Annotated in this window: 22 protein-coding genes; 9 read left to right on the plus strand and 13 right to left on the minus strand. The window is 66.8% G+C overall.

The features are described from left to right. Positions 1 to 29: 29 nt before the first annotated feature. From BM394_RS11100 to meaB, 3 genes are read left to right on the plus strand one after another with little or no spacing between them, the layout of a single operon-like run. Positions 30 to 1,952 (plus strand): methylmalonyl-CoA mutase family protein, encoded by a 1,923-nt coding sequence (locus tag BM394_RS11100; protein WP_092977465.1) that lies wholly within the window; start codon positions 30 to 32, stop codon positions 1,950 to 1,952. After that, a complete protein-coding gene (gene scpA / locus BM394_RS11105; protein ID WP_092977467.1) occupies positions 1,949 to 4,180 on the plus strand; it encodes a methylmalonyl-CoA mutase in 2,232 nt (743 codons plus the stop codon). Before BM394_RS11100 ends, scpA begins: the two co-directional genes overlap by 4 nt. An 8-nt stretch (positions 4,181 to 4,188) precedes the next feature. After that, the gene (gene meaB, locus BM394_RS11110; RefSeq protein ID WP_092977469.1) at positions 4,189 to 5,175 is read left to right on the plus strand and encodes a methylmalonyl Co-A mutase-associated GTPase MeaB; all 987 of its coding nucleotides are present in this window, start codon (positions 4,189 to 4,191) and stop codon (positions 5,173 to 5,175) included. Positions 5,176 to 5,377: 202 nt separating this feature from the next. Here meaB and BM394_RS11115 read toward each other — a convergent pair whose 3' ends face one another. From BM394_RS11115 to BM394_RS11165, 11 genes are all read right to left on the minus strand, one after another. Next, on the minus strand, positions 5,378 to 5,854 hold the full coding sequence (locus tag BM394_RS11115) for a hypothetical protein (RefSeq protein ID WP_139235200.1): 477 nt from the start codon (positions 5,852 to 5,854) through the stop codon (positions 5,378 to 5,380). 39 nt (positions 5,855 to 5,893) lie between these two features. Further along, positions 5,894 to 6,925 carry a glycosyltransferase family 39 protein gene (locus BM394_RS11120; protein ID WP_092977473.1) on the minus strand — a complete coding sequence of 344 codons (1,032 nt, stop codon included), beginning with the start codon at positions 6,923 to 6,925 and terminating at the stop codon, positions 5,894 to 5,896. Positions 6,926 to 7,010: 85 nt separating this feature from the next. Next, the gene (locus BM394_RS11125; protein ID WP_092977475.1) at positions 7,011 to 9,197 is read right to left on the minus strand and encodes a putative bifunctional diguanylate cyclase/phosphodiesterase; all 2,187 of its coding nucleotides are present in this window, start codon (positions 9,195 to 9,197) and stop codon (positions 7,011 to 7,013) included. Positions 9,198 to 9,332: 135 nt separating this feature from the next. Then, positions 9,333 to 10,142 (minus strand): SAM-dependent methyltransferase, encoded by an 810-nt coding sequence (locus BM394_RS11130; protein WP_092977806.1) that lies wholly within the window; start codon positions 10,140 to 10,142, stop codon positions 9,333 to 9,335. A 223-nt stretch (positions 10,143 to 10,365) separates the two neighbouring features. Then, positions 10,366 to 11,070 (minus strand): M50 family metallopeptidase, encoded by a 705-nt coding sequence (locus BM394_RS11135; RefSeq protein ID WP_092977477.1) that lies wholly within the window; start codon positions 11,068 to 11,070, stop codon positions 10,366 to 10,368. A gap of 45 nt (positions 11,071 to 11,115) precedes the next feature. Then, positions 11,116 to 11,907 (minus strand): EI24 domain-containing protein, encoded by a 792-nt coding sequence (locus BM394_RS11140; protein WP_092977479.1) that lies wholly within the window; start codon positions 11,905 to 11,907, stop codon positions 11,116 to 11,118. A 160-nt stretch (positions 11,908 to 12,067) separates the two neighbouring features. Then, positions 12,068 to 13,369, minus strand: coding sequence for a pyruvate dehydrogenase complex dihydrolipoamide acetyltransferase (locus BM394_RS11145; RefSeq protein WP_175530058.1), 1,302 nt, complete (start codon positions 13,367 to 13,369; stop codon positions 12,068 to 12,070). 124 nt (positions 13,370 to 13,493) lie between these two features. Then, entirely contained in the window at positions 13,494 to 14,486 is a 993-nt protein-coding gene (locus tag BM394_RS11150; protein WP_092977481.1) for an alpha-ketoacid dehydrogenase subunit beta, read from the minus strand. A gap of 140 nt (positions 14,487 to 14,626) precedes the next feature. After that, complete coding sequence (gene pdhA, locus BM394_RS11155) at positions 14,627 to 15,748, minus strand: pyruvate dehydrogenase (acetyl-transferring) E1 component subunit alpha (protein ID WP_092977483.1); 1,122 nt, start codon at positions 15,746 to 15,748, stop codon at positions 14,627 to 14,629. 147 nt (positions 15,749 to 15,895) lie between these two features. After that, positions 15,896 to 17,356: a dihydrolipoyl dehydrogenase gene (gene lpdA, locus BM394_RS11160; protein ID WP_092977810.1), complete on the minus strand. Its 1,461-nt coding sequence runs from the start codon at positions 17,354 to 17,356 to the stop codon at positions 15,896 to 15,898. Between the two features lie 304 nt (positions 17,357 to 17,660). Continuing rightward, the gene (locus BM394_RS11165) at positions 17,661 to 18,908 is read right to left on the minus strand and encodes a PucR family transcriptional regulator (RefSeq protein ID WP_245780110.1); all 1,248 of its coding nucleotides are present in this window, start codon (positions 18,906 to 18,908) and stop codon (positions 17,661 to 17,663) included. Between the two features lie 274 nt (positions 18,909 to 19,182). Between BM394_RS11165 and BM394_RS11170 the strand changes: the two genes are divergently transcribed. The 5 genes from BM394_RS11170 (at position 19,183) to BM394_RS11190 (ending at position 23,341) form a co-directional block, all read left to right on the plus strand. Then, positions 19,183 to 19,875, plus strand: coding sequence for a GntR family transcriptional regulator (locus BM394_RS11170; RefSeq protein ID WP_092977485.1), 693 nt, complete (start codon positions 19,183 to 19,185; stop codon positions 19,873 to 19,875). 368 nt (positions 19,876 to 20,243) lie between these two features. Further along, a complete protein-coding gene (locus BM394_RS11175; protein WP_092977487.1) occupies positions 20,244 to 20,981 on the plus strand; it encodes a DsbA family protein in 738 nt (245 codons plus the stop codon). Continuing rightward, positions 20,978 to 21,625: a vitamin K epoxide reductase family protein gene (locus BM394_RS11180; protein ID WP_092977489.1), complete on the plus strand. Its 648-nt coding sequence runs from the start codon at positions 20,978 to 20,980 to the stop codon at positions 21,623 to 21,625. The genes BM394_RS11175 and BM394_RS11180 overlap by 4 nt, the downstream gene beginning before the upstream one ends. A 430-nt stretch (positions 21,626 to 22,055) precedes the next feature. Further along, positions 22,056 to 22,532 carry an ATP-binding protein gene (locus BM394_RS11185; protein ID WP_245780111.1) on the plus strand — a complete coding sequence of 159 codons (477 nt, stop codon included), beginning with the start codon at positions 22,056 to 22,058 and terminating at the stop codon, positions 22,530 to 22,532. Continuing rightward, positions 22,529 to 23,341 carry an RNA polymerase sigma factor SigF gene (locus tag BM394_RS11190; RefSeq protein WP_092977491.1) on the plus strand — a complete coding sequence of 271 codons (813 nt, stop codon included), beginning with the start codon at positions 22,529 to 22,531 and terminating at the stop codon, positions 23,339 to 23,341. The genes BM394_RS11185 and BM394_RS11190 overlap by 4 nt, the downstream gene beginning before the upstream one ends. A 263-nt stretch (positions 23,342 to 23,604) precedes the next feature. Here the strand turns inward: BM394_RS11190 and BM394_RS11195 are convergent, their stop codons facing one another. Both BM394_RS11195 and BM394_RS22420 read right to left on the minus strand, forming a co-directional pair. Next, positions 23,605 to 24,546, minus strand: coding sequence for a M23 family metallopeptidase (locus tag BM394_RS11195; RefSeq protein WP_092977493.1), 942 nt, complete (start codon positions 24,544 to 24,546; stop codon positions 23,605 to 23,607). A 225-nt stretch (positions 24,547 to 24,771) separates the two neighbouring features. Next, positions 24,772 to 25,044, minus strand: a complete 273-nt coding sequence (locus BM394_RS22420; RefSeq protein ID WP_139235201.1) for a hypothetical protein — start codon at positions 25,042 to 25,044, stop codon at positions 24,772 to 24,774. Between the two features lie 208 nt (positions 25,045 to 25,252). Between BM394_RS22420 and BM394_RS11200 the strand changes: the two genes are divergently transcribed. Next, positions 25,253 to 25,723 (plus strand): DUF6069 family protein, encoded by a 471-nt coding sequence (locus tag BM394_RS11200; RefSeq protein ID WP_175530060.1) that lies wholly within the window; start codon positions 25,253 to 25,255, stop codon positions 25,721 to 25,723. Positions 25,724 to 25,875: the final 152 nt, after the last annotated feature.

The following is a 25,875-nucleotide window of genomic DNA, read 5'->3' on the forward strand; positions in this document are numbered from 1 at the left end:
AGCGGACCACCGGAATACCATCGGCTCCCATGACGGCGTCGGAACGCTCAACGTCGAGCGAGCACGGGGACCTGTCGGACCTGATGGCGGGTTTCGAGCTGCCCACCCACCGGCAGTGGCAGGAACAGGTCGAGCAGGTGCTGCGCGAGTCAGGGCTGCTGAAGCGGGACGCACCCGCGCCGGAAGCCCCCGAGGAGCTGCTGACCACCGAACTGCACGACGGTTTCGACGTGCACCCGCTCTACACCTCCCGGGCGGGCCACACCGCGACCGGAACACCCGGCGCCGCACCGTTCACCAGGAACAGCACGGTCCAGGGTGCGGCGGACGACGGTTGGGACGTCCGGCAGTACCACGAGGACCCCGACGTGACCACCACCAACCGCGAGATCCTCGCCGACCTGGGTGGCGGGGCGCGGTCGGTGTGGCTGCGGCTCGGACCGGGCGGCATCGCGGTGGACGAACTCGGCGACGCGCTGCACGGGGTGCGGCTGGACATGGCCGGTGTGGTGCTGCGAGCGGGCGAGCAGTACGAGGCGGCGGCGGGCGAGCTGCTGCGGGCGGCCGAGCAATGGAACGTGCCGTACGAATCGCTGCGCGGCAACCTCGGCGCCGATCCCCTGGGACTGCGGGCACGAACCGGTCGGCCGCACGAGACGGCTCCGGCGATCGAGCTGGCACGGCGCTGGGCGCACACCTGCCCCGGTATGCGGGCGATCAGCGTGGACGGACTCCCCTATCACGACGCGGGTGGTTCGGACGCCGAGGAGCTGGGCTGCGCCGTGGCCGCGGGGGTCGAGTACCTGCGCTCACTGTCCGAGACCGACCTGGATCTGGACACCGCGGCCGGGCTGCTGGAGTTCCGGTTCGCCGCCACGGTGGACCAGTTCAGCACCACGGCCAAGCTCCGCGCGGCACGACGGATGTGGGAACGGGTACTGCGGGCCTGTGGAGCCACCCCTCGAGCCCGGGGCCAGCACCAGCACGCCGTGACTTCCTCGGCCATGCTCACCCGGCGCGACCCCTGGGTGAACATGCTGCGTTCGACCATCGCCGCGTTCGCCGCGGCGGCGGGCGGCGCCACGGCGATCACGGTCCAGCCGTTCGACGCCGCGCTCGGACTGCCGGATGCGTTCTCCCGCCGGATGGCCCGCAACGTGCAAGCGCTGCTCTCGCACGAGGCGCACCTGGGACAAGTGATCGACCCGGCTGGTGGCTCGTACTACGTGGAGTCGCTGACCGACGAACTCGCCGGGGCGGGCTGGAACTGGTTCCGGCGTATCGAGGCCGAGGGCGGTTTGACCGCCGCACTGGAGTCCGGTCTGGTCGCCGATCGACTGGCCGAGACGTGGCGGGAACGTGAACGGGCGATCGCCTGCCGGACCGACCCGATAACCGGAGTCAGCGAGTTCCCCGATCCCGGTGAACAGCCAATCGTGCGCCCTCCCCGTCCGGCGGAACCGGAGAGCGGCGGATTGCCCCGACATCGTTACGCCGAGGAGTACGAACGGCTGCGTGACGATGCCGACCGAGCGGCCGAACAACCACGGGGACGACCGCGGGTGTTCCTGGCGACGCTGGGGCCGTTGGCTTCCTACACCGCACGTGCCTCCTTCGTGCGGAATCTGCTCGCGGCGGGCGGTGTGGAAACGACCGAGGCGGGCGAGACCGAGGACTCGGCGGCGGTGGTAACCGAGTTCGAGCGGGCCGGAACTCCGTTGGTGTGCCTGTGCTCGACGGACCGGCTCTACGACGAGCGCGCCGAGGAGACCGCGCTGGCACTCCGAGCGGCGGGCGCGGAGCTGGTACTGCTCGCGGGGAAGTCCCGCGGTTCGATCGCGGCGAGCGTGGACGGATTCGTGCACGCGGGTGGCGACGCACCGGCAGTACTGAACGACATCCACCAGCGCTGGGGCGTGTCGACCCCGGCCGTAGCGAAGGCGACACCATGAGCAGCCACGGCAGGATTCCGGATTTCGCCGACGTAGAGCTGGACGATCCACCGGTCGAGGCCGACACGCCGGAATGGCACCGACGGCTACGGGACACCACCGGCCGGGACGCGGAGTCGCTGAGCTGGCACGCCCCGGAAGGCATCGACATCAAGCCGCTCTACACCGAGGAGGACACCTCGGGGCTGCGCTTTCCGCACGGTTACCCGGGAATCGCGCCGTACCTGCGCGGTCCTTACTCCACGATGTACGTCAACAAACCGTGGACGGTCCGGCAGTACGCCGGGTTCTCCACCGCCGCCGAGTCGAACGCGTTCTACCGACGCAACCTCGCCGCGGGGCAGAAGGGACTGTCGGTGGCGTTCGACCTCGCCACGCACCGCGGTTACGACTCGGATCACCCCCGCGTGTCCGGTGACGTGGGGATGGCGGGAGTGGCCATCGACTCGATCCTGGACATGCGGCAGCTGTTCGACGGGATACCGCTGGACAACATGAGCGTGTCCATGACCATGAACGGCGCGGTACTCCCGGTGCTGGCGCTGTTCATCGTCGCGGCCGAGGAGCAGGGTGTGCCGCCGGAGAAACTGGCGGGGACCATCCAGAACGACATCCTCAAGGAGTTCATGGTCCGCAACACCTACATCTACCCACCGCGGCCGTCGATGCGGATCATCTCCGACATCTTCGCCTACACCTCGGCGCGGATGCCGAAGTTCAACTCGATCTCCATTTCCGGTTACCACATCCAGGAGGCCGGTGCCACCGCCGACCTGGAGCTGGCCTACACCCTGGCCGACGGGCTCGACTACATCCGGGCGGGGAGGGACGCCGGCCTGGACATCGACTCCTTCGCGCCCAGGTTGTCGTTCTTCTGGGGAATCGGGATGCACTTCGGCATGGAGGTGGCCAAGCTGCGTGCCGCCAGGCTGCTGTGGGCGCGGCTGGTGTCGCGGTTCGAGCCGACCGACTCCAAGTCGCTGTCACTGCGCACCCACTCACAGACCTCCGGTTGGTCGCTGACCGCGCAGGACGCGTTCAACAACGTGGCACGCACCTGCGTGGAGGCCATGGCCGCCACCCAGGGGCACACGCAGTCACTGCACACCAACGCCCTGGACGAGGCACTGGCGCTGCCCACCGACTTCTCGGCCCGCATCGCGCGCAACACCCAGCTCCTGCTGCAGCAGGAGTCCGGCACCACCCGGACCATCGACCCCTGGGGCGGCAGCCACTACATCGAGAGCCTCACGAGAGATCTCGCGGAACGAGCCGAGGTGCACCTCGACGAGATCGAGCAGGCCGGTGGGATGGCCGCCGCGATCGAGGCCGGGATCCCCAAGATGCGCATCGAGGAGGCCGCGGCACGAACCCAGGCACGAATCGACTCCGGCCACCAACCACTGATCGGTGTCAACCTGTACCAACCGGACGGCACCGAGGGGGACGGTGGCCCCGAGGTACGCAAGGTGGACAACAGCGCGGTGCGGGCCGAACAGCTCGACAAGCTGCGCAGGCTGCGCGAGGAGCGCGACGAACAGACCTGTTCCGACGCGCTGCGCAGGCTCACCGCCGTCGCGCAGGCCACTGTGGATGGTGAGCGCCCCGACGACCTGGAGCACAACCTGCTCACGCTGGCCGTTGACGCCGCGCGCGCCCACGCCACGGTGGGTGAGATCTCGGACGCTCTCGAAGCCGCTTTCGGTCGCCACTCCGGGCAGATCCGTACCATCTCCGGGGTGTACAGCGAGGAGGCAGGCCACGACAGCGCGATCGAACGGGTCAGTACCACCGTTTCGGAGTTCGCGGAGGCGGAGGGCCGCAGGCCCCGCCTCCTGGTCGCGAAGATGGGACAGGACGGGCACGACCGGGGGCAGAAGGTCATCGCCACCGCGTTCGCAGACCTGGGATTCGACGTCGACGTCGGCCCGCTGTTCCAGACACCGGTCGAGGTGGCCCAGCAGGCCGCCGAGTCCGACGTGCACCTCGTCGGGGTTTCCTCACTGGCCGCTGGGCACCTGACGCTGGTTCCCGCGCTGCGCGCCGAGCTGGACGCGCTGGACCGCGAGGACATCATGATCGTGGTCGGCGGGGTGATCCCGCCCGCCGACCACGAGGCGCTGCACGAGGCGGGAGCCTCCGCCGTGTTCGGACCGGGCACCGTGATCGCCGAGGCGGCGGAGCGGCTGTTGCGGCAGCTGCGCGTCGAGCTCGGCCACGACGGGTAGAGCGGACCATGCCGCGAACCATCGATGTGGACAAGCTCGCCGAGGGCGTGCTGGCCGGCTCCCGCACCACGCTGGCGCGGGCGATCACGCTGGTCGAGTCGACACGTTCGGATCATCGGGAAAAGGCCCAACGACTGCTGACCGAGTTGCTGCCCCACTCGGGAGGCGCGCGTCGTATCGGCGTCACCGGGGTGCCGGGCGTCGGAAAGTCCACCTTCATCGAGTCGTTGGGCACCAAACTCACCGGCGAGGGACACCGGGTCGCGGTACTGGCCGTGGACCCCTCCTCCAACCGCAGCGGCGGAAGCATCCTGGGTGACAAGACCAGGATGGGTGCGCTGGCCTCCGACCCCGCCGCCTTCGTGCGTCCCTCCCCCAGCGCCGGAACGCTCGGCGGGGTCGCCAGGGCCACCAGGGAGACCATCGTGCTCATGGAGGCCGCGGGCTTCGACGTGGTCCTGGTGGAGACCGTCGGGGTCGGACAGTCCGAGGTGACCGTGGCGGGGATGGTGGACTGCTTTCTGCTGCTGACCATCGCGCGAACCGGTGACCAACTGCAGGGGATCAAGCGTGGCGTGCTGGAGTTGGCCGACATCGTGGCCGTGAACAAGGCCGATGGCCCGCACGAGGACGAAGCTCGGCAGTCCGCCCGCGAGCTGCGCGGCGCGCTGCGGCTGCTGACCCCGCCGAACGCGTCGTGGAATCCACGGATCACCACCTGCAGCGGACTCAACGGGACGGGGCTGGACAAGCTCTGGCAGCAGGTGTTGGAGCATCACACCGCGCTGTCCGAAGCCGGTGAGCTGGCGGAGAAACGCAGTGAGCAGCGGCTGGAATGGACCTGGGAACTGGTGCGGGACCAGCTGATGAGCGAGCTCCTCGCCGACTCCGGGGTGAAGCGGACCCGTGAGGAGATCGAACACCGGGTACGCGACGGCGAGATGACCGCGGGGATGGCGGCCGAACGGATCCTGCGGGCCTTCCGGGAAGGATGAGCGGCAGCCCGCGGGACGGCGCGGGAACGACTCCGGTTCCTTCCCGGTAGGCGTACCGCCGTGCCAATTTCTCACGAAATCGCCGCCGCGACGCGGTTCGGGCGGTATCGATGATCGGTGCGGAGGCTCCCGCGGGAAGACCGGTGGCGGCCGCCCGGGCGTCAATTTCTCGCGAAATGTACATCGGGGAGGGAGGTCACGTTCACAGCGACAGGGTCATGTCCCTGAACTCGGGCCACACGCGCTGCCAGTCGACACCGGTGACGTCGGCGAGGTGGATCGGTTGTCCCCGCACCACGTTGTCCACCCCCGGACCGTTGTTCACGGTACCGACCCGACGAACCCCGTCGAAGTGCTCACGCACCCCGGGCGCGATCTCACCGATGTGGATCACGGTGGTGATTCCGGCGGGGGGATGCCCGAAGAACCAGAATCCCCGCGAGCCGCTGTAGGCATCGGGAAGGTCGGCTCGCCTCCCGTGGAACTCCACCGCCGAGGCGGTCCAGTAGTGCGAACCGAGCACCACGGTGTGTTCCCGCTGCCGCGGTGGAAGATCTCGGTAGATATCGCCCACATCGGTGGCCAGCTCGGGCCATCCGATCTCGCTGCCGCGGAAGTCGACCGGGCTGGTGTCACGTTCGGCGAAGGACTCCACCGAGGCGATGGGCAGCGACTGCACCGTCACCACCACCGACACGGCCAGTGCGGGCCAGGCCAGTCATCCCCGACCACGCCGGTTCTTCCCCACGAGGGCCTCGCGGCGACGCTGGAATCCCAGCGCGCCCGCCGCCCACAGCGCGGGGAACACCCCCGCCACGTAGTACGGTTTGCCGCCCACCGCCAGGAACACCACGAGCACCCCGACCGCGCTCCACCCCAGGAACCGGTAGGGGCGCGTCTCCTCGGCGCGCAGCAGTCGCCACAGGCCGTACCCGCCGAGCACCAGACCGAACACCAGCCCCAACAGGGCGAGCATGCCGACGAAACTGAACAACCGCCCTCCTACCGAAGTCATCTCGGTCGAGGAGGAACTTGCCACGGCCAGCTGTGGCCAGCCGTGCGTGAACTGCCACACCACGGTCGGAACGGTCACCACTACCGCGATCAGCGCACCCACCCACAACAGTGGCCGCCGAAAGATCGCACGGGGACCGAGGACTGCCAGCGTCAGCAGGACAACCACCACGAACACGGCGATGTGGATCTTGACCTGCACGCTCAGGGCCACCACCACACCGGACAACAGCAGCAACCGATCGTCGGACTCACCCGCGCAGTGGGTACGTACCCATCGCAGGAGCAGCAACGTCAGCAGTGTCCAGCCCAGGATGTCGAGACCTATGGTGTTGAGATTGCGGTACATCGACGCGAAGGCGAGCACGAAGGCCGTCGCGGTGAAAGCCTGCGCACGACGGTCACCTCCCACTTCGCGGGCGACGAGCGCGGCCACCACCGCTCCCAGTCCGAAGGCGAGGATCGAGGGGGCGCGCAACGCGATCAGCGAACCGGGGAACAACCACTCCATGGCCGCGGCGAGCAACGGAACGACCGGCTGCTGGTCGGCGTATCCCCAGGCCGGGTTCGTACCGGCGATCACGAAGTACAGTTCGTCCCCGAAGTAGCCGTACCGCCCGGCGAAGGCGAACATCACCGCTACGGCCACCACGACGACGGCCGAGACCGGAACGAGCGCGAACGAACGACGAGCGGGGAACGGACCGCTCCCCGCCTCCCGCACGGTGCTCTCCACGACGTTCTCCCTCCGTACCGAGAATCGTGTACCGACCGGAGCGAGGAAACCCGACGTCCGGTCCCACCCCGGACGGAAGCCTCGGCTACGAGGCGTCCGACGCGGGTGCGTTCTCCCGCAGCAATTCCGTCATCTCCGACGCCGACAGCACCTCGGAGCAGAACGGGCCGGATCCGATGTCACAACCCTGCTCCCGCCACAACCGGGCCTGTCCCCCGGTACGCACTTCCGGCACTGCCAACGGAATGCCGCAGGAACGCACCAGTGGGACCATACCGCCGAGCGCCCTGAGCTCCGGGGACTCGAAGGTCTCGTCCTCCTCGGCGAGTCGGACGAGATCGGGCGCCAGCAGCACCGCACGGGTGGGGAACTTCCGCAGGAAGCGCAGTTCGGCTGGAGCGGCGCGGAACTCGTGGGCCGCCGTACGCACCCCCATGTCCGCCAGGGTCGCGACGTTGTCAACGGCTTCCCCGCCGGTTCCCATCAATGCCGTCATCGACATGCACAGCAGCAGCCGGCTCGGGTCCGGCGATTCCTCCTCGACGACGCGTCGAACGCGGGACACCAGATCCGGGTCGCGGGACTGGTTGGGACTGAGCCCCACCACGAGCTGGTGGTCGAATCCGGCCGCGTGCCACTCGGACAGCTGTCGCCAGGCGGTGCGCAGCGTCCAGTCGCGCAACGCGAGGGTGATACCGGAACGTTCGGCCAGGCGGAGACACGCATCGTGCTCCAGCCGTTCGTGGCCCTCCGGCTGCCACGCCAGCCGTGCCTCGACTGCCACGATCTCTCCGTCGGCCAGCGAAACCAGTGGCCGGTAACCGACCTCGAACTCCCCGAGTTCCAGAGCGCCGGGCATGATGGCGGCCAGTTTGGCCTCGGTCAGTTCGACGGGAGCCCGGTGCGGGTCGAACACGGCCCACTGTCGTTTCCCGGCCTTCTCCGCACTGCGCAGCGCCACTCCCGCGGCCCACAACATGTCGGTGGGCTCCGCATCGCCGACCGAACGCTGTACGACACCGATGCTGGCCGTGGGCGCCAAGCCGTTGCCGTTGATGTAGATCGGCTCGTCGAGTTCGGTGTTGATCAGCTCGGCGAACTCCGCGATTCCCGGAGTACCGGGGCACTGCCGGAGCAGCACGGCGAACTCGGTTCCACCGATCCGGGCGACCAGCCCGTCCTCGTCCCGGACGAGTCCGGAGAGCCGGTTGGCGACCGACTGCACGATGCTGTCACCGATCTCGTAACCGAGCCCGTGGTTGATGAGCCCGAAACCGTCGAGCCGCAGCTGGTAGAGCGTGAGCCGCTCATCGGGCGCGAAGGAGGCGAGTGCCCCTTCCAACCTCGTACGGAAGTGCTGGCGGTTCGCCAGACCGGTGATCGGATCGTGCAGTGTCTGGAAGTAGAGCTGTTCCTGCAGGTCGTTGAGTTCGCGCAGATCCTCGACCATCAGCACGAGCCGGTAAGCCTCGCCGTCCGTGTCGCGCAGCACCGAGACGGCGATGTAGGTCCACGCCCTCGTGCCGTCGGCCCGCACCAGATTGCGGCGTTCACGCAGCCCGCTGCGCAGGCCCTGCAGCAGCTCGACGTAGTTGGTCGAGACGATCTCCGCTTCACCGGGGTCGAACAGTTCGGTGACGGCGGTGGAGACCAGTTCCGTCGCGCTGTAACCGAGAGTCCGCTCCAGCGCCGGATTGACCTCCCGAAACGTACCGTCGAGGTCACACAGTCCGATACCGATCGGGGTGGTGTTGAATACCTCCCGGAAGCGGTCCTCGCTGACGCGCAGCTTGCGCTCGGCATCCAGTTTGGACCACAGCAGTGCGCGCTTGAGGGTTTCCTGCTGTTCGAGAGCACTACCCCGATCGGCCTCGGCGTATCCGGAGGCGACGGAGGCCAGCAGGGTCAGCACCCGCCGCGCGGATTCGTTCGAGGGGCCGGGCAACAGGGTGCGGCACAGCAGTTCCAGACTGCGGGTGAGGCTGTCCTCCCCGGTGGCGTGCAGGCTCACCAACCGGGTTCCCACCGAGTGACCGGTCGTCTCGATCCGCTCCGGCCGCCGAAGTCCTTCGAGAATCAACTCGATCAGTTCACGGAGCTCGGATTCCAGTGAACCGAGAGCCATCGGTATGTAGGCGGTGTGGCTCAACCATCGGGCCCACTGGGTGGCCAGATCGGCACACCATCGTCCGCTCTCCCATGTGGCCACCCTCTCGTCCTGGCCTGCCCCATCGTCGATCGGGAGATCCCGGTCCGAACTCGCGTGGCTCATCTCATCAATCCCACGTTCAGGGTATTTACTTCCGAGGGAAAGCAGATTATCGCAACGGTATGTATTTCGGCAGTCCGGCTGGGCAACATGCCTAACTCCTCGGAAAGAAAAATTACGCTGCGAAAACAGCAGAAATCACGCTTTGTAGCCAACTCCGGCGTAGATCTGCGCCGATCCGGGGGTCTCGGCATGCAGGCCGTCGTCGTCCGGACGCCACAGCGCCGTTCCAACCACTCCGGGGTCGAGCAGTTCGAAACCGTCGAACAGTTCGGTGATCTCGGCGTGGGAACGCGGATGGATCGGGTCGGCGCTCTGCCGCATCACCTCGGCGACCCCGAGCATGTCCTCGGGCCTGATATCGGCGGTGAAATGCGAGAGCGCCAGGTAGCTGCCGGGGGGCAGTGCTTCGCGGTAACGGCGCATGACGTCGACCGGATCGTTCTCGGGAGCGGCGAAGTGCAGCACACCGACCATCAGCAACCCGATGGGCCGGGACAGATCCAGCAGGTTCGTGGTTCGCGGGTGCCCGAATACGCCTTCCGGATCGAGGAGGTCCGCCTGCAGCATCGTCGCGTTCGGATCGTCGCGCAGCAACAACTCGCTGTGGGCGACCGCGACGGGCTCGTTGTCGGCGTAGACGACCCTGGAGTTCTCGTCGACGTCCCGCGCGATCTCGTGAACATTGCCGACGGTGGGAATGCCCGATCCGATATCGATGAACTGCCTGATACCCGCGTCTTCGAGAGTCAGCACCGCACGTCGCAGGAAAGCACGGTTGAGACGGGCGACGTGCCGGGCACTCGGTAACGCGGCCAGGAACTTCTCGCCCAGTCTGCGGTCGGCGGCGAAATTGTGGGCACCACCCAGCAAATAGTCGTATATCCGCGCCGCGCTGGGAACCTCCTCGTCCACATCACGCGGCAGCCAATCCGTCTGTTCCGTCACCACGCCCCCTTGCCGGTTCGTTCGCGTACACACGAGATTACTGGGCGCTCCGGACACCGCGAATGTCGCACCGACACGTCGGGACAACCGAATGTTGCCACCCTCGTCCGACCAACTCAGCCGGGTCGCGGATCGGGGACGGTCCTCGCAGCACGAGCAGAACACCGCCACGATGACGATACTCGCCCGATCGAGCCCCGGTTGACCACCGGAAGCGGGAAGATCACCAGAACGGAATCAGATCCGCCAACAGCCAGTTCGCTCCCAGCACCAGCGCTCCGAGAGCGATCAACAACCACAGCGACAGCCAGAGCATCGCAGGCGCCGCCGTCAGGCGCGCCAGCTGATCCGCATCGGAGTTGCTCGCCCCTCCCCTGCGACGCTTGCCGGACAACTCGAAAAGCGGACGGATGCCTCCCAACAGCAGGAACCACCCCAACAACTGCGCGAACAGCAGTTGAACACCGGGAGTGGCCCACCAGGAGACCGCGAACAACGCGGTGCCGGTCAGCAATACCGAGAGCACCCCGTAGAGATTGCGCAACGCGACGAGCAGCAACGCCAGCGCCACCACTGCGGCGCGAAGCAGCAGCGACACCCGATCCGCCGAAACCAACCACGCCGCCACCAGCCCCAGCAGCGAGACCGCCGGGTAACCAGCGAAGAGCGTGAGGACCATCCCCGGACCGTGAGCCGGCCCGGTGGAGACGGTCAGGCCCGAGGTGTCCGAGTGCAGCCTGATGCCGTTGAGCCTGCGCCCGCTGAGCAGCGCCACGACCGCATGACCACCTTCGTGTGCGATGGTGACCACGTTGCGCAGTACTGTCCAGCTCGCCCGGTAGATGACCAGCACCAGGGCGAGCAGGGCGACCACCGAAGCGGGCAGCGTTCCGGAGAACTCGGGCAGCAACCGGACGACGTCTTCCACAGTGGATCCTCTTGAGACGGGGGCTCATCGACGGTGCCGACGTCGTCAGACCGTCCCAGCACCGTTGGTTCGGTTTCCGTCCGCCGTTGACTCGTCCGGCCACCGGGTACCCAGCACCCGATGCGCCAGCAGGGTTCCTCCGACCACCGCGGCGGGAATCACCACGAGCTGAGCCACCGGTACCAGGCAGAGCAGGTACGCCGGTACCGCGAATCCGAGCACCGTACGTCGATGACGCCACAGTATCCGATGCCGGGTGCCGACCGTCATGCCGAGCCGCTGGAACACCGGCCCGGTCAGTTCGAGCGCGACCAGCCAGCCGCCGAAGAGCACACCGACCACCGGCACCACTGTCTGGCCCAGCACCGGCACGAAGCCGAGCGGGAACAGGACCAAGGTGCCGATCACACCGATGAGCAACAGTCGCGACGCGTCGGCCAGTCCCCGCGACAGCAGTCGTAGCCAGCCCACGCCCTCATCACCGTCGAGGCCGCGCTCCCGTTCGGTGCGCTCGGCGATGTGATCGTAGAACGGCCCCCCGATCAACAGGGTCAGTGCTATGAACGACACCGAGCCGAGCAGCACCGCTCCGGCGATCAACGCGAGTGCCAGCAGCCCCCGGAACGAGCGACGCCACCATTCCGACCAGCCGTCGGCGAAGGGGGTCAACCAGCCCGCGAGATCACCGCTGAAGAAGGCCAGCACGACGATTCCGGCCAGCAGCAGCAGACTGCTCAGCAGCGCGGGAACTCCGCCCAACAACAACATCCGCGGCGAACGCACGATGCTGGTGAAGCCGGTACCGAGATCACGGACACCGGCGGAGATGTGGTTCATCAGAGGTAGAGCCTCGCTGTGGGCGGCATTGTCCCCACGATCCTATGAGAGGCCACCCGTTCGGCGGTGTCGGCGGTTACTCGGCGCGGCCAACCTTCGACAATACCCGTGAGCGGGTTGTCCGCCGGTCGTGACGGCGGCCGGCGGACAACCTCGGTCTCTAGGCGATGATCCGGATGGGGTCCTGCAGCAGCGAGGTGAGCTGCTGCATGAACACGGCCCCCACGGCACCGTCGACCGCACGGTGATCGGCGGACAGGGTCATGCGCATCATCTTGCGCACCACGAACTCCCCGTCGTGGACCTGCACCTCCTCGCGGGTCGCGCCCACGGCGAGGATGGCCGCCTCGGGCGGGTTGATGACCGCCGAGAACTCCTCGATACCGAACATGCCCAGGTTGGACACGCTGAAGGTACTTCCGGACATCTCGTCGGGCTTGAGCTTGCCGTCCCTGGCGCGTTCGGCCTTCTCCTTGCCCTCCGCCGCGATCTCGGAGACGCTCTTGCGGTCGGCGTCGGGGATGACCGGTACGACCAGACCCGAGTCCAGCGCCACGGCGACCCCGAGATGAACCCGGTTGTGCTGGAACAGCTTCTCGTCCCGGAACGAGACGTTGACCGAGGGATTCGCGCGCAGCGCGGTGGCACAGGCCTTGACCACCAGGTCGTTCACGCTGACCTTCGGGCCGCCGGAGGCCTGCAGCCGTTCGTTGAGGTCGGAGCGGAACGAGACCAGGTCGGTGACGTCCACGGCACTGGTCAGGTAGAAGTGCGGCGCCTGCTGTTTGCTCTCGGTCAGCCGCCGAGCCGTGACCTTGCGGATGTTGCTCAACGGGATCTCTTCGAGATCCTGGCTCTGCTGGTGGGACTCCGAGCGCTCGGCCCGCTGTGGCTCCTGGGCCGGCTGCTGGGAGGACTCGGTGTCGGTCGTCGCCTCGGCCGCGGCCTCGATGTCGACCCTGATGATGCGTCCGCCGGGGCCCGTACCGGTCACGGTGGACAGGTCGACGCCCTTCTCCCTGGCGACGGCCCGGGCGAGCGGTGAGGCCTTCGGACGTTCGCGAGGACCGGCATCGGACTCCGTCGACGCGGCGGGCCGTGGCGCGGCGGTATTGGGAGAAGCGGTCTCGGTTGAACCGGACTCCGAGCTCGCCGCCGTGGTCGCGGAACCGCCGGTGGACCCGTCCGAGTCACCTCCGGAGGTGCCGGCGGCAGCGGCGGCACCCGATCCGTCACCCATGATCCCGATGGGGACACCGATGGGCACGGTCTCGCCCTCGGCGATGAGGATCTTCTCCAGCACCCCGTCGTCGTAGGCCTCCATCTCCATGACGGCCTTGTCGGTCTCGATATCGGCCACGACGTCGCCGCGGTTGATCTGGTCGCCCACCTGTTTGCGCCAGGCGGAGATAACGCCTTCCTCCATCGTGTCGGACAGGCGCGGCATGTGAATCTCGGTCATGGTCTTCCTCGGATCCTGGTGGTCCGGCTCACCCCGTGGCTCGGTCCGAACCGAACGCGGTCGCCGCCCGACGACCTCGTCCACCGGGCCGACGCGGTGAGCCTGCGCCTTGCTGCGGAATGTGTCAGCGACGATGTCCGACGGCGTCGAGTGTCTGCCGTACCGCCGCGTTGAGCGACTCGGCCGACGGCAGCGCCGCCCGCTCCAGAGGCTTGGCGTAGGGCAGCGGAACCTCGGCCGCGGCGACACGACGTACCGGGGCGTCGAGGTAGTCGAAGGCACCGTCGGAGATGGAGGCCGCGATCTCGGCACCGATGCCGTAGGTCAACCAGTCGTCCTCCGCGATCACGGCGCAACCGGTCTTGCGGACGGACTCCACCAGAGTCTCCCGGTCCAGCGGACGCAGGCTGCGCAGGTCGATCACCTCGGCGGAGATCCCCTCCTCACCCAGCTGGTCGGCGACCTGGGTAGCCACGGTGGCCATGCGCGAGTAGCCGATGATGGTGATGTCGCTGCCGGTGCGGGTGACACCGGCTCTGCCGATCTCCGCGGGCGGCATGTCGTCGGGAACCTCGCCCTTGGTGTTGTAGAGCGCGAGGTTCTCCAGGAACAACACCGGATCGTTGTCGGCCAGCGAAGCCTTCAGCAGTGCCCTGGCGTCTGCCGGGGTGCTCGGTGCGACGACCTTCAGCCCGGGCACGAACGCGTAGTACAGCTCGATGTTCTGCGAATGCGTCGCACCCAGCTGCTGCCCACCACCGCCGGGGGTGCGCAGCACCATCGGGGCGTTGGACTGGCCGCCGAACATGCCGTAGATCTTCGCGGCGTGGTTGACGATCTGGTCGAGCGCCAGCAACGAGAAGTTGATCGTCATCAGCTCCACGACCGGACGCAGCCCCAGCATCGCGGCTCCCACCGCGGCTCCGACGAAACCCTCCTCGGCGATCGGGGTGTCGCGTACCCGCTTCTCGCCGAACTCCTCGAGCAGTCCCGCGGTGATCTTGTAGGAGCCCTCGAAGACTCCGATCTCTTCTCCGATCAGAAACACGTTCTCATCGGAGAGCATTTCCTCGCGCAGCGTGTCGTGCAGCGCTTGCCGGTAAGTGATGACGGCCAACGGTGTATCTCCTGGACATGGTCGCGCCGTGGGGCCGCACGCACGGCCCCGGCGCCTCGTGGCGGGGTGTGATTCGACGGATCGCTCCCGCGACGCTCGTCAGAGCCGAGGCCGATCGCGGGGAGCGGGAACGGTTTCCCTCAGAAGACGGGATCGGCCGGCAACCTGCGGGAGTCGTTGGCGACCGGGGTGGCGTAGGTGTAGTCGAACAGCGTTGCCGGGTCCGGGTGCGGGCTGTCGTCGGCGAAGGCGACGGCCGCGTCGACATCGGCCTGCACCGCACGCTCGATCTCGGCGGCACCGTCCTCGTCGAGCACATTCGCCGAGACGAGCTGCTCGCGGAACGCGGCGACCGGATCGGCCTCACGCGCCGCCTCGGCGTCCTCTGAGTTGCGGTACTTCGCGGGGTCGACCACCGAGTGGCCCTTCATCCGGTGGCTGACCGCCTCCAGCATCGCGGGTTCCCCGGTCTTTCTGGCGTGCTCGACCAGTCGTCCCGCGGCTTCCCGCACGGCCACCACGTCGTTGCCGTCGACCCGCTCACCGTGCATCCGGTAGGCCACCGCCCGTTTGTACAGCTCGGACTCCGCGGAGGACATCTCCACCGTGGTACCCATGCCGAGATAGTTGTTGATCACTACGAACACCACGGGCAGGTTCCACAGCGCGGCGATGTTCATCGACTCGTGGAAGGCGCCGATGTTGGTCGTGCCATCACCCATCTGGCACATCACGACCTCGTCACCGCCCCGGTAGTCGATGGCGAGCGCGGCACCGGTGGCCAGCGGAACCTGGCCGCCGACGATGCCGTAACCGCCGAGCAGCCCGACCTCGGTGTCGAACATGTGCATGGAACCACCCAGTCCCTTGGAGGTTCCGGTGGTGCGCCCGTAGAGCTCTGCCATCACCTTGCCGGGCTCGATCCCCTTGGCGATGGCGTAGCCGTGCTCCCGGTAGTTGGTGAACAGGTAGTCGGAGCGGCGCAACGCGCTCATGAGCCCGACCACCGTGGCCTCCTCGCCCAGGTTGAGATGGCAGTAGCCACCGACTTTGGCCTGGGTGTAGCCCTGTGCCGCGCGTTCCTCGAAGCGCCGGATGAGGCTCATCTGCCGGAAGTAGTCGCGCAGGGTTTCGGGGGACTCGGCCTGCGGCGCGGTCTTCCCCTGGCTCTGCTGGCCCCTGCTGCCGCCCGAACGGGTGCCGCCGCGGCGGCCCTTCGATCCGGAGCCTGCCGGCTTGCTGCGGGTAGCGGTCTCCGCCATGAGAGATCCCCTTTTTCGAGTGGGTGGTTGCGGCGTCGCTTCGCCCGGACAACGCGGTTGGTGGCGATGACGGTCGGACGCCGATGTCCTGATCGAAGGTCCCGTCCCGGCCGTCCGGGACGGGACCGTTTTCGAGAACGCCGCGGTTCAGCGCCGCCGCGGCGGCGCGGTGTGCAGTGGCAACCCCAGTGCCGACATGGCGGACTCCATTCCGATCTCGCCCAGCGTCGGGTGAGCGTGGATCGTGTCGGCGAGCTCATCGAGGGTGGCTTCGAGACTGATGGCCAGCGTTCCCTCGGTGATCAGATCACTCGCTGAGGGGCCTATGACGTGCACACCGAGGATCTCGCCGTGCTTGCCGCCCGCCACGATCTTCATGAACCCTTCCTCGTCCCCGGTGGTCTTGGACCTGCCCAGGGCCGCGAACGGGAAACGACTCGTTACCACGTCGTGGCCGCGCTCCTTGGCGTCGGCTTCGGTGAGACCGACGCTGGCGATCTCCGGATGAGTGAACGTGGCGGCCGGAACGACGCCGTAGTCGATGTGGGCCTCGTGCCCCGCGATGGTGTCGACGGCGACCACGCCCTGGTGGGAGGCGACGTGCGCCAGCAGTGCCTTGCCGGTGACGTCCCCGATCGCGTAGACGTGCTCGACGTTGGTGCGCAGTTTGTCGTCGACCGCCACGAATCCGCGTTCGTCGGTGGCGACGCCGGTGGCGTCGAGGCCCAGTGCGGCGGTGTTGGGTTTGCGCCCCACTCCCATGAGGACCACGTCGACGTCGAGCTGTTGCGCGTCGGAACCGTCCACGTGCACCCGCAGCTGCCCGTCGGCCTGTTCGATGGAAGAGACCGTGGATTCGGTGAGAACTCGTACACCGCTCTTCTTCATGGAACGGCCGAGCGCCTTGCCGATCTCGGCGTCCTCGATCGGAACCAGGCTGGGGGCCATCTCCACCACGGTGACCTCGCTGCCGAAGGTGGCGAACATGCTCGCCCACTCGGCGCCCACGGCACTGCCACCGACCACGGCGATGCGCTCGGGGACCTCCTGGAGCCCGAAGGCCCCGTCGGAGGTGATCACCCCTGGAAGGTCGGCTCCCGGAACGGGCAACCGCGCGGGCACCGAGCCGGTCGCGATGAGTACGTCGCGACCGGTTACGCGTTCCACGGCCTGACCACCCGCGGGTTCGGCCGCGTAACGCGGGCCTCCTTCGCCGAGCGGAGACTCCCCGTTGGGATGGACATCCACGGTGTTGGAGCCGGTGAAGCGCGCGTGTCCGTCGATGACGGTCACGCCGTTGGCCTTGAGCAGCCCGGCAACCCCGTCGGTGAGGTTCTTGACGACACCGTCCTTACGACGTGCCACCGCCGAGAAGTCCAGCGCCACGTTCTCGGCGTGCACTCCGAAATCGGCGGAATGCAGCACCGTCTCGTAGACCTCGGCGGAGCGCAGCATCGCCTTCGTCGGGATGCAGCCCCAGTTCAGGCACACACCGCCCGCCTTCTCCTTCTCCACGAGGCCGACCGACAGACCGCGCTGCGCCGCACGGATCGCCGCGACGTAGCCACCGGGGCCGCCGCCCACCACCAGGAGGTCGAATTCCTGCACTTCGCTGTGCTCCTTTGCTCGTGCACCCACCGAGAAGCCTCGAACTGTCGTATTTCGAGTGTCGTGACCGGGACCACGGCGGCGCCATACCGCCACGCCCAGAGTTGACCCTCAGTCACTGTGCATCTCGCACATCAGCCCCACTATTCAGTGACATTCGGAACACAATTGAACACGTACAGTGAAAATCTGGCCGTTATGCGAGCGAGATCACGAACAGAAAACGAACGATGCCGAACGAGACGTAAAAAACGCGGCAATTTGTTCGCGACATCGGTTGACGACGACCGGATCGACTGTTCCGTCAGCGGTCGTTGCCACGCATCCGCAGCGCGGACAGCGCCAGTGAGAGGGCCACATACGAGTCACGACCGTGCAGCGGTCTGCCGATGAGCGTCGTGATTCGATGCAACCGGTTCAACACCGTGTTGCGGTGACAGTGCAGCCGAACGGCGGCATTGGCCGTGGAGCAGTTCTCCTCCAGCCAGGCGGCCAGAGTCTCCAGCAGCATGTCCCGTTCCTTGGGCTGCAACGCGAGAATCTCCCCGAACTGGTCGTCGAGCAGCCGCCGTGCGAGATCGGGTGACTGGACGAGCAGGGCTTCCGGATAGCGTTGCTGCAGCGAGACGAGTTCGACGGCCCCGCGCTGTGACGTTCCCAGCGCCGTGAGGGCGAGCTCGTGCGCCATGCCCGTTTCCGCGAGGCCACTGACCAGCGGAGAAGCCGCGGCCCGTCCCCTGACGAGTTGTCGCAGGGCCGTCAGCGCACTCGACTCGTCGTGCTGCTCCAGCGCGATCAGCCCCACCAGAGTGTCCGCCCGGACCTGCCAGACGGAACGGATGTGCAACGCGGCGAGCGCGGCCTGCTGACCACGGAGCGCGAAACTTCCGTCGGAGATCATCTCGGCCACCACCACGACGTAGGGGCCGGAGGTCGGCAGGTCGAGTTCCTTGGCGGTTCGCTGCGCGAAGGCGGTGTCGCGTGCCCGCCCGCTGAGCAGGTCCTCCACCAGGGCGTGCCTTCGCTGATCGTCGTTGCGCAGCTGCTCCAGTTCGGTGTTGCGATAGGAGGTGGACAGCGCCGACGACAACGCGTCGATCACGGTCCACATCGTGGTCGCCGCGCCGAGAACGGCGTCCGGATCGACCTTGTCGGTGTGGGCCTGTTCGACCAGTGCTTCCCAGAGGATCCGACCGCCGATCCGGAAGGTCCGCAGCATCACCTCGAGCGGGACCCCCTGTTCGGCGCGTCGCCTGCCGATGGCCGAGGCCACCGAGTCGTCCTCGCTGCGGGGTACACGCCCGCTCAGCACGTGCAGCGCTCGGGCCAGGTAGTTGGCGCACCCCTCCCACAGGTCCTCACGGGGAACCGGACGGTAATCGGTCCATTCCGGGTTGTCCGTGAATATCGCGTCCATGAGCCGTTGCGCGAGCCCGGGCACGTCGTCGAGACGTTTCTCGGCCAGCGAACGCGTAATCTGCTCGGCGCGCCCTTCGGGGAGGTTGTGGATCAGTTCCCCGTGGACGCCACCTGTGAAGGGATCAGCCACCACGCTTCCAGACGATACGCCGTGGTGGCGGCCACGAGCTGTCCCCACAAGGGAAGCGAAAGGATTTCGGCCGGAAATCGGCAGCGCACAGTTTCGTTGCCCGCTGGAGCGGCACCTGGCAGCCCGAACACCGGCGGCACGGTGCGGTTCACGACCGTCACACGATGCGCGCAACGCCACATTCGTCGACAATTCGGTCCGCCCCCTGTTCGGGCCGAGTCCCGGTGGCACGGGCGATCGCACTCGATGCCACACCCGCGCGACGATCGGGAGTTCGATGGCCGCATCCGGATCACCATCCCGCGGACGCAGACCCCAACTGCCTGAGGAGGTCGCGGTACACATCCGTGAGCAGATCATCACCGGTCAGGTGCAGGAGGGGGAATACCTGCGGCTGGACCAGCTCGCCGAGGACCTGGGGATAAGCGTGACCCCGGTCCGGGAGGCGTTGATAGCCCTCTCCGCGGAAGGATTCGTGGAACTGGAACCGCGCCAGGGGTTCGCGGTGGCACCACCGAGCAGGCAGGATCTCGACGACATCTTCGAGTTGCGCGCTCTGCTCGCGGGGGGACTCGCCGGACGCTGTGCCGGCCGGATCACCGGTGAACGAGCGCGGGAGCTGCGAGCACTGCAGCACGAGCTGTCCCGAGTCCACGAGCTCGGTGACGGCACCACGGCCACCGAGTTGCTCAACCGGTTCCACCGCGAGCTCGGCGAGGCTTCCGGGGCACGCAAGCTCGCGTGGTTCTTCGAACTCGCGAGTCGCTACGCTCCGCGGGAACAGTCCCTGGCGGCCGCCGGATGGCCACAGGCGTGTGTCCGGGACCACGGTGCGGTGTTGCGGGCGCTGGAGGACGGGGACCCGACCGCCGCCGAGGAAACGATGCGGGAGCACCTGCGCACACTCGGACGCCTGCTGATAGAACACCTCGACTCCCGGAACGCCTGGCCGGAACGGCGGGATGACTGAGCGTTCGTGACCGCACCGGCAACGGATCGCCGTCGAGCCCGGAGTTTCACGGGTAACGGGGTGTGCGCCCCGCACGGGGTCGCGATCACGCCGGAGCGGCGCCGCGCACCGACTCGTTCTCGTCACGGCGAGGAGCAAGGGGAACAAGCCACGGAGCGTAGGTCAATTCACCCGCACTTCACCACCGTCAGAGTGACAATGCAGGCATGATGGTGGCGAATACCCGCCAGTGCACGGTTTCCACGAACACAGGGGTGATATCACGCACCCCGGTGAATTCCACGATCGTGTGAGTAGGGGAAACTTAACAAACGTCCGTGCGCGAGTCCGCTCGCGCGGAAACCGACCGTCGAAGGTGTAGCAGGCCGATGCCCAAGACAACCAATCCGATGGCGAAGCGCAGCGGGGCTTCGACCAATATCATCCTGACCGCGATCGTGCTGGTCGTCGCGGTGGCAGTCATCGGTGGAGTGATGATCTTCGGAGGAGGCAATCAGACCGACGAGGCATCCTCGAACAAGGTCGCCGCCTCCGTGCTGCACCCCCAGGGCAGCCACCAGGTCGTCGAAGCGGGACAGGGCGCTCCCACGCTGGTCGAGTTCGTGGACTACCAGTGCCCCGCCTGCCACAACTTCTACCAGAACGTCACCAGTGAGCTGGAGAAGGAGTACGAGGGCAAGATCAATTTCGTGGTTCGGAACAACCCGCTGGACATGCACCCACTGGCGGTGCCGGCCGCGAAGGCGGCTGAAGCGGCCGCCATGCAGGACGAGTTCCAGCCGATGTATCACAAGTTGTTCGACAACTACTCCTCCTGGGCAACTCCCGCGAACAGCAGCAGCGGTGTCAGCAACGACGAGCAGCGCGCACAGCGGCAGTTCACGAAGTTCGCCGAGCAGATCGGTCTGAACACCGAGCAGTTCCGCGAGGACATGAACTCCGACAAGGTCCAGCAGCGTGTCGACCAGGGCCTCTCCGACGGCCAGAAAGCCGGGGTGACCAGCACTCCGACATTCTTCCTCGACGGCGAGAAGGTCCAGTTCTCCCAGGGAGGCGCACCGCTGCAGCAACTGCGTGACAAGATCGACGGAGCGCTGGCCAAGTGACCGCGACCGCCGAACCGAACACACGTGGCGACTCCCCCGCCCCTCCCCACTCCGACCGGGCACCGTTCGGTAGCGGCCTGGGCTGGCTCTACCTGATCGCAGGCGGCATCGGGTTCCTCGCCGCCTTCGCGCTCAGCGTCGAGGAGTATCTCAGTCTGATCAATCCGAACTACGTGACCAGCTGCAGTATCAATCCGGTTGTTTCCTGCGGCTCGGTCATGGAAAGCGATCAGGCCAAGGCGTTCGGCTTCCCCAATCCGCTGATCGGGGTAGCCGCGTTCGCGATCGTGACCACAACCGGTGTCGCCATGCTGTCCGGCTTCCGCCCACCGCGCTGGTACCGGATCGGAATGCAGCTCGGCACGATCTTCGGCGTGGTCTTCGTACACTGGCTGATCTGGCAGAGTCTGTACGAGATCCAGGCGCTGTGCCCGTACTGCATGGTCGTCTGGGTGGTGACCATAGCCCTCTTCTGGTACACCACGCTGCACAACCTGGGAAGCGGCCACATCCCCGCGGGACCGGTGAAACCAGTGGTCACAGCGGTCAGCAAGGTGCACAGCGTAGTACTGGTGCTGTGGTACCTGGTGATCGTCGGAATGATCATGCAAGCTTTCTGGAGCTACTGGAGCACGCTGGTGTAGCCGGAGCACAACCGCTCCGAAGGCATGCCCCAGGATCGCCCGAGGACTCGGATGACGAGGGAACCGTCACGTGGGTGATCACCCGATCGACCCGCCGACGGTTCCCTCGTCCGTTCTCGGAACGGACCTAGCCCGCCCGCTGGCCGGTGGCCCTCCAGTCGCCCCGTGGCTCTCCCCCGGATCCATGGCAGCCACACACTTCGCGGCCGAACGCACTCGTCCCCGACAAGTGGGACATCCGTTTGTCCCGTTCCGTTACCGGGTATGAGGCGGCTATGAGTGTTCAGGTCCGTTCGACATCACCGCGCACCGGGAGTGCGCGGCAACCGGCTGTCCCACCGGGGCGAGCCACCCCCCGAAGCGACGGACGGTTCCGCCCCTTTGATTCGATGTGCGGTGGTCTCGCATGAGGTTGGAACGAGGAGTCCGCGTGTCAGCATCCCATCCGGACCGGAATCGGGCATCACCGGAAGAAGCCGCGCAGCACGTCGAAACCGCGGAGGCGGGTGACGAATCCCGTGTGGTCGAAGTCCGGGTAGCCGCCACCGCTGCGCAGTTGCCCGTCATGCGCGCCGTGGCGGGTGATCTCGCCATGCGTGCCGATTTCGACGTCGACACCATCGCGGATCTGCGGCTGGCCGTGGACGAGGCATGCTCCTCGCTGGTTCGCATCGCCGCAGAGCGGAGTCAGCTGTTGGGCAGGTTCCGAACCGAGGACGACAGGCTGGAGTTCACCGCGGAGGTGACCAGCACCGATCCATCCGGACCTCGTAAGAACACCTTCAGTTGGCGCGTACTCGGCGCGCTTACCGACACCGTGGCATCCTCGGTTCAGGAATCCGACAGCCGCGACGACGGACACGTCGTGCGGATCGAGCTGAGTAAGGGACGGATGGTCCACGAGTGACGCAGGCGGACTCCGAACACGTCTATCGAGGTCAGGACTACGAGGAGCTGGCCCCGCTATTCGTCGAGTTCGCGGACCTGGACAACGACGACCGGCGCCGTGCGGAACTGCGGGACAAGCTGGTAACGGCGCATCTGCCCATCGCGCAGCACATCGCGCGGAGATTCAGCAACCGGGGTGAGTCCCAGGAGGACCTCATCCAGGTCGCCACACTCGGTCTGATCAACGCGGTGGACAGGTTCGACCCACAGCGGGGTGTCGATTTCCTGTCCTACGCGGTGCCGACCATCATGGGAGAAGTGCGGCGACACTTCCGCGACACCGGCTGGACGGTACGGGTACCCCGACGACTGCAGGAACGCCACCTGTCCATCTCATCGGCCATATCGACGCTGTCCCAGGAGTTGGGCAGGGCCCCCGCTCCCAGTGAGATCGCGGAACATCTCGGCATCAGTCGGGACGAGGTGCACCAGGGGCTGGAAGCGGGAAACGCCTATCGAAGCAGTTCGCTCGACGAACTGCTCAGCGACACCGACGAGATACCGCTGGGAGACGCGATCGGCTCCCCGGACGCCGAACTCGACGAGGTGGAGAACAGGGAAGCGATTCGTCCGTTGCTGCGTGAACTGGGCGAACGGGAACGGCGCATCGTGGTACTGCGCTTCTTCAAGTCCATGACACAGACCCAGATCGCCGAACAGATCGGCATCTCGCAGATGCACGTCTCCCGACTGCTGGCCCGTACGCTGAGCTGGCTGCGGGAACGGCTCGAGGTCGAGGTTCCCCCCGAACCGGTAACCGATACCTGAACAGCGGCACCGCCGTGAAACGAGCCGGTGTCCCCGGCATTCGGAATCACCCGGCAACACGAGGAGGCGTTCCGGGACCGGAGAGCCGGCTCCCGTCACACGCGAAAGCCCCCGGGACGTCCGCACCGGTGGGTTCACCGGGTGGAGACGCCTCCGGGGGCGTGAAAACCGCTGTTGGAGAGTTGCCGGGGATCCGGTGTCGGGGGTAACTCGGATCCCCGGCAACGACCTGGGGGTAGCGGCCCGCGATCAGTGTCCCGGGGTCAGCCGAGGGCGTAGCCCAGCTGCTTCAACCACGGAATCGGGTTGATCTCCCCCGCACCGGGGCCGGTGCGAACCTCGAAGTGCAGGTGCGGGCCGGTGGACTGCCCACGGTTGCCCACTGTCGCGATCTGCTGACCGGCCTCCACACGCTCGCCGACGCTGACCTGCGAGCTGTGGATGTGCCCGTAAACGGTGACCTTGCCGTCATCGTGCTGGACCCGGACCCACAGTCCGAAGCCGCTGGCGGGGCCGGAGCTGATGACGGTGCCCGCCTGCGGCGAGTAGATGGGTGTACCGGTGTCAGCACCGATGTCGATACCGGCGTGAGTACCGCCGCGGCTGTGATAGCCGGAGGTCAGAAAGCCGCTCTGTACCAGCTTCTCGGGGGTGGCGGACTTCGCGGGCTTCTTGGGGGCCGCGGCCTTGTCCTTCGACTGCTGGTCGTTGTTGTCGGACTTGTTCCGTTCGGCGGCCTCGCGCTCGAACTCCTTCTTCTGCTCGGCCTGCTCCTGAGCGGCCTTGCGCTGTTCGGCCTCGCGTTCCGCCTCGGCCTTCTCGGCCTTGGCCTTCTCGCGCTGCTGCTGAACCTTCTCGCTCTTGTTCAGGTTCTGGCGCTCCGAACCGTCGTTCTTGGAGTCGCCACTACGCAGCTGGACCGAGCCGGGGGACTCGGGGGTGCCGTTGACCGCGGCGCTCAGCGGGCTCTGTTCGGCCACCGGGGCGACATCACGATTCTGCGGTTCCGAACCGTCTCCGTTCGTCGCAGCGACGAAGGGGGATCCCACAGCGACGAACGCACCGGCGGCGACCACACCCGCCAACACCTTGTTTCGAACCGGGGTCCGCGAGTCACGGGAAAAAGAATTACGCAGTGATTGAGGCAGATAGGACTTGAGGGTGGAGGTCTTGCGACGGCCACTCTCGTCGTTCTTGTCGGCCATGCTCGCCTTTCCGTCTCGGGGAGGTCCGGCCACTGCCCGTCGGGGGTCGGGCTTACTCGTCGGGGGATCGAGTGCGTCGTGACCGAACCGTGACGTACCTGGTGCAACGTAGCTTTATGTATCCGTGACATCAAGCGTTCACCCTTTAGTTGCAGGGAAAAGGCACGCAATCAACGCGATTGAACACTCTGAGTGCCCAATGGCTGATTACCCTTCGATAACGGATCAACCAAACGACCACTTGGCACCACAGGCCGAGGACAACCGCCCCTTCCTCTCGCCGACGGAACGAGGCAGGGAGACATCATTTCCATCGAATCCGCTGGTAAAAACACCAACAAAGAAGGTAAAAAGATCCGCCCGGAGATCGCCGATCAACGAGAAAACGATCTGAAAAAGATCTTGAAATCCCGAAACGTAGCCCGCCCGAACAATGATCGAATTCCTCGGAAGAATATCATCTTCCCGGATTCGCGCACCTGCGGTGACGTCCGACACGCCGATGCGACTCTCATTCGCGAATAGCTATCCGTGACGACGGAGCACGCCAACCCGAACACGCTGCGAGGTAATTCCCTCCACGCGGGTTAAGTGCTCGGCGAAGCCGTGAACCACTCTTCGGAGTGAGGTAAAGACTCCTGCGTTGCGCTCCGGAGAGCTGTGCTCAAGCCTGGTCGGGTGGTAACCGTTTCGGCGGGAGGCTGCCGTGTCCGACGATTACACCCGCCCATCCGGCGGTCGAGGCGACAACGGCCGTACTTCGGTCAACGCCAGGCAACTGTGGACCGGCGGAGCCGCCACCGCGCTGGTAGCCGCACTCATAGGACTCGTGGCGGTGGTGGTCCTGCGGGGTGTACTGGGAATCCCCGTACTCGGCCCTTCGCGCTACGGAACGCTGGGCGACGTCAGCACGGCCCGGCTGTGCCTGTTCGCCGCACTCGCGGCGCTGTTGGCGACGGCCCTGATACACCTGCTGCTGGTGACCACACCGCGTCCGAACCTCTTCTTCGGCTGGATAGTCGCGCTGATCACCGTGGCCGTGGCGGTACGCCCATTCACCACGGACGCCGCACTGCAGACACAGATCGCCAGCTGCGCCCTGAACGTGGTAATCGGTCTGGCGATCGGAACACTTGTGACAGGAGTGGCCGCCGGGGCCAGCAGGCCCCGGCGTTGAGCGACCGACGGCTGAACCGGAACACGAAGGCATGCCCGGACGATTCGTGTCGAAACCGCCCGGTCCGCCCACCCCGCGGGGGATCCGGTTCAGCCGCCGAAGCCAATCACCGGGCACGAACCCGCTCGTTCGAGCGGAGAGCGCAACCGGCA

The sequence above is a fragment of the Actinopolyspora lacussalsi subsp. righensis genome, assembly GCF_900116555.1.
Classification (GTDB): Bacteria; Actinomycetota; Actinomycetes; order Mycobacteriales; family Pseudonocardiaceae; genus Actinopolyspora; species Actinopolyspora lacussalsi.

Excerpts from the sequence above, each read along its gene's own strand:
- meaB (WP_092977469.1), top strand. The coding sequence starts at position 4,189 with ATGCCGCGAACCATCGATGTGGACAAGCTCGCCGAGGGCGTGCTGGCC.
- BM394_RS11195 (WP_092977493.1), bottom strand. The coding sequence starts at position 24,546 with ATGGCCGACAAGAACGACGAGAGTGGCCGTCGCAAGACCTCCACCCTC.
- BM394_RS11125 (WP_092977475.1), bottom strand. The coding sequence starts at position 9,197 with ATGAGCCACGCGAGTTCGGACCGGGATCTCCCGATCGACGATGGGGCA.
- BM394_RS11145 (WP_175530058.1), bottom strand. The coding sequence starts at position 13,369 with ATGACCGAGATTCACATGCCGCGCCTGTCCGACACGATGGAGGAAGGC.
- BM394_RS11140 (WP_092977479.1), bottom strand. The coding sequence starts at position 11,907 with ATGAACCACATCTCCGCCGGTGTCCGTGATCTCGGTACCGGCTTCACC.
- BM394_RS11100 (WP_092977465.1), top strand. The coding sequence starts at position 30 with ATGACGGCGTCGGAACGCTCAACGTCGAGCGAGCACGGGGACCTGTCG.
- BM394_RS11175 (WP_092977487.1), top strand. The coding sequence starts at position 20,244 with ATGCCCAAGACAACCAATCCGATGGCGAAGCGCAGCGGGGCTTCGACC.
- pdhA (WP_092977483.1), bottom strand. The coding sequence starts at position 15,748 with ATGGCGGAGACCGCTACCCGCAGCAAGCCGGCAGGCTCCGGATCGAAG.
- scpA (WP_092977467.1), top strand. The coding sequence starts at position 1,949 with ATGAGCAGCCACGGCAGGATTCCGGATTTCGCCGACGTAGAGCTGGAC.
- BM394_RS11170 (WP_092977485.1), top strand. The coding sequence starts at position 19,183 with ATGGCCGCATCCGGATCACCATCCCGCGGACGCAGACCCCAACTGCCT.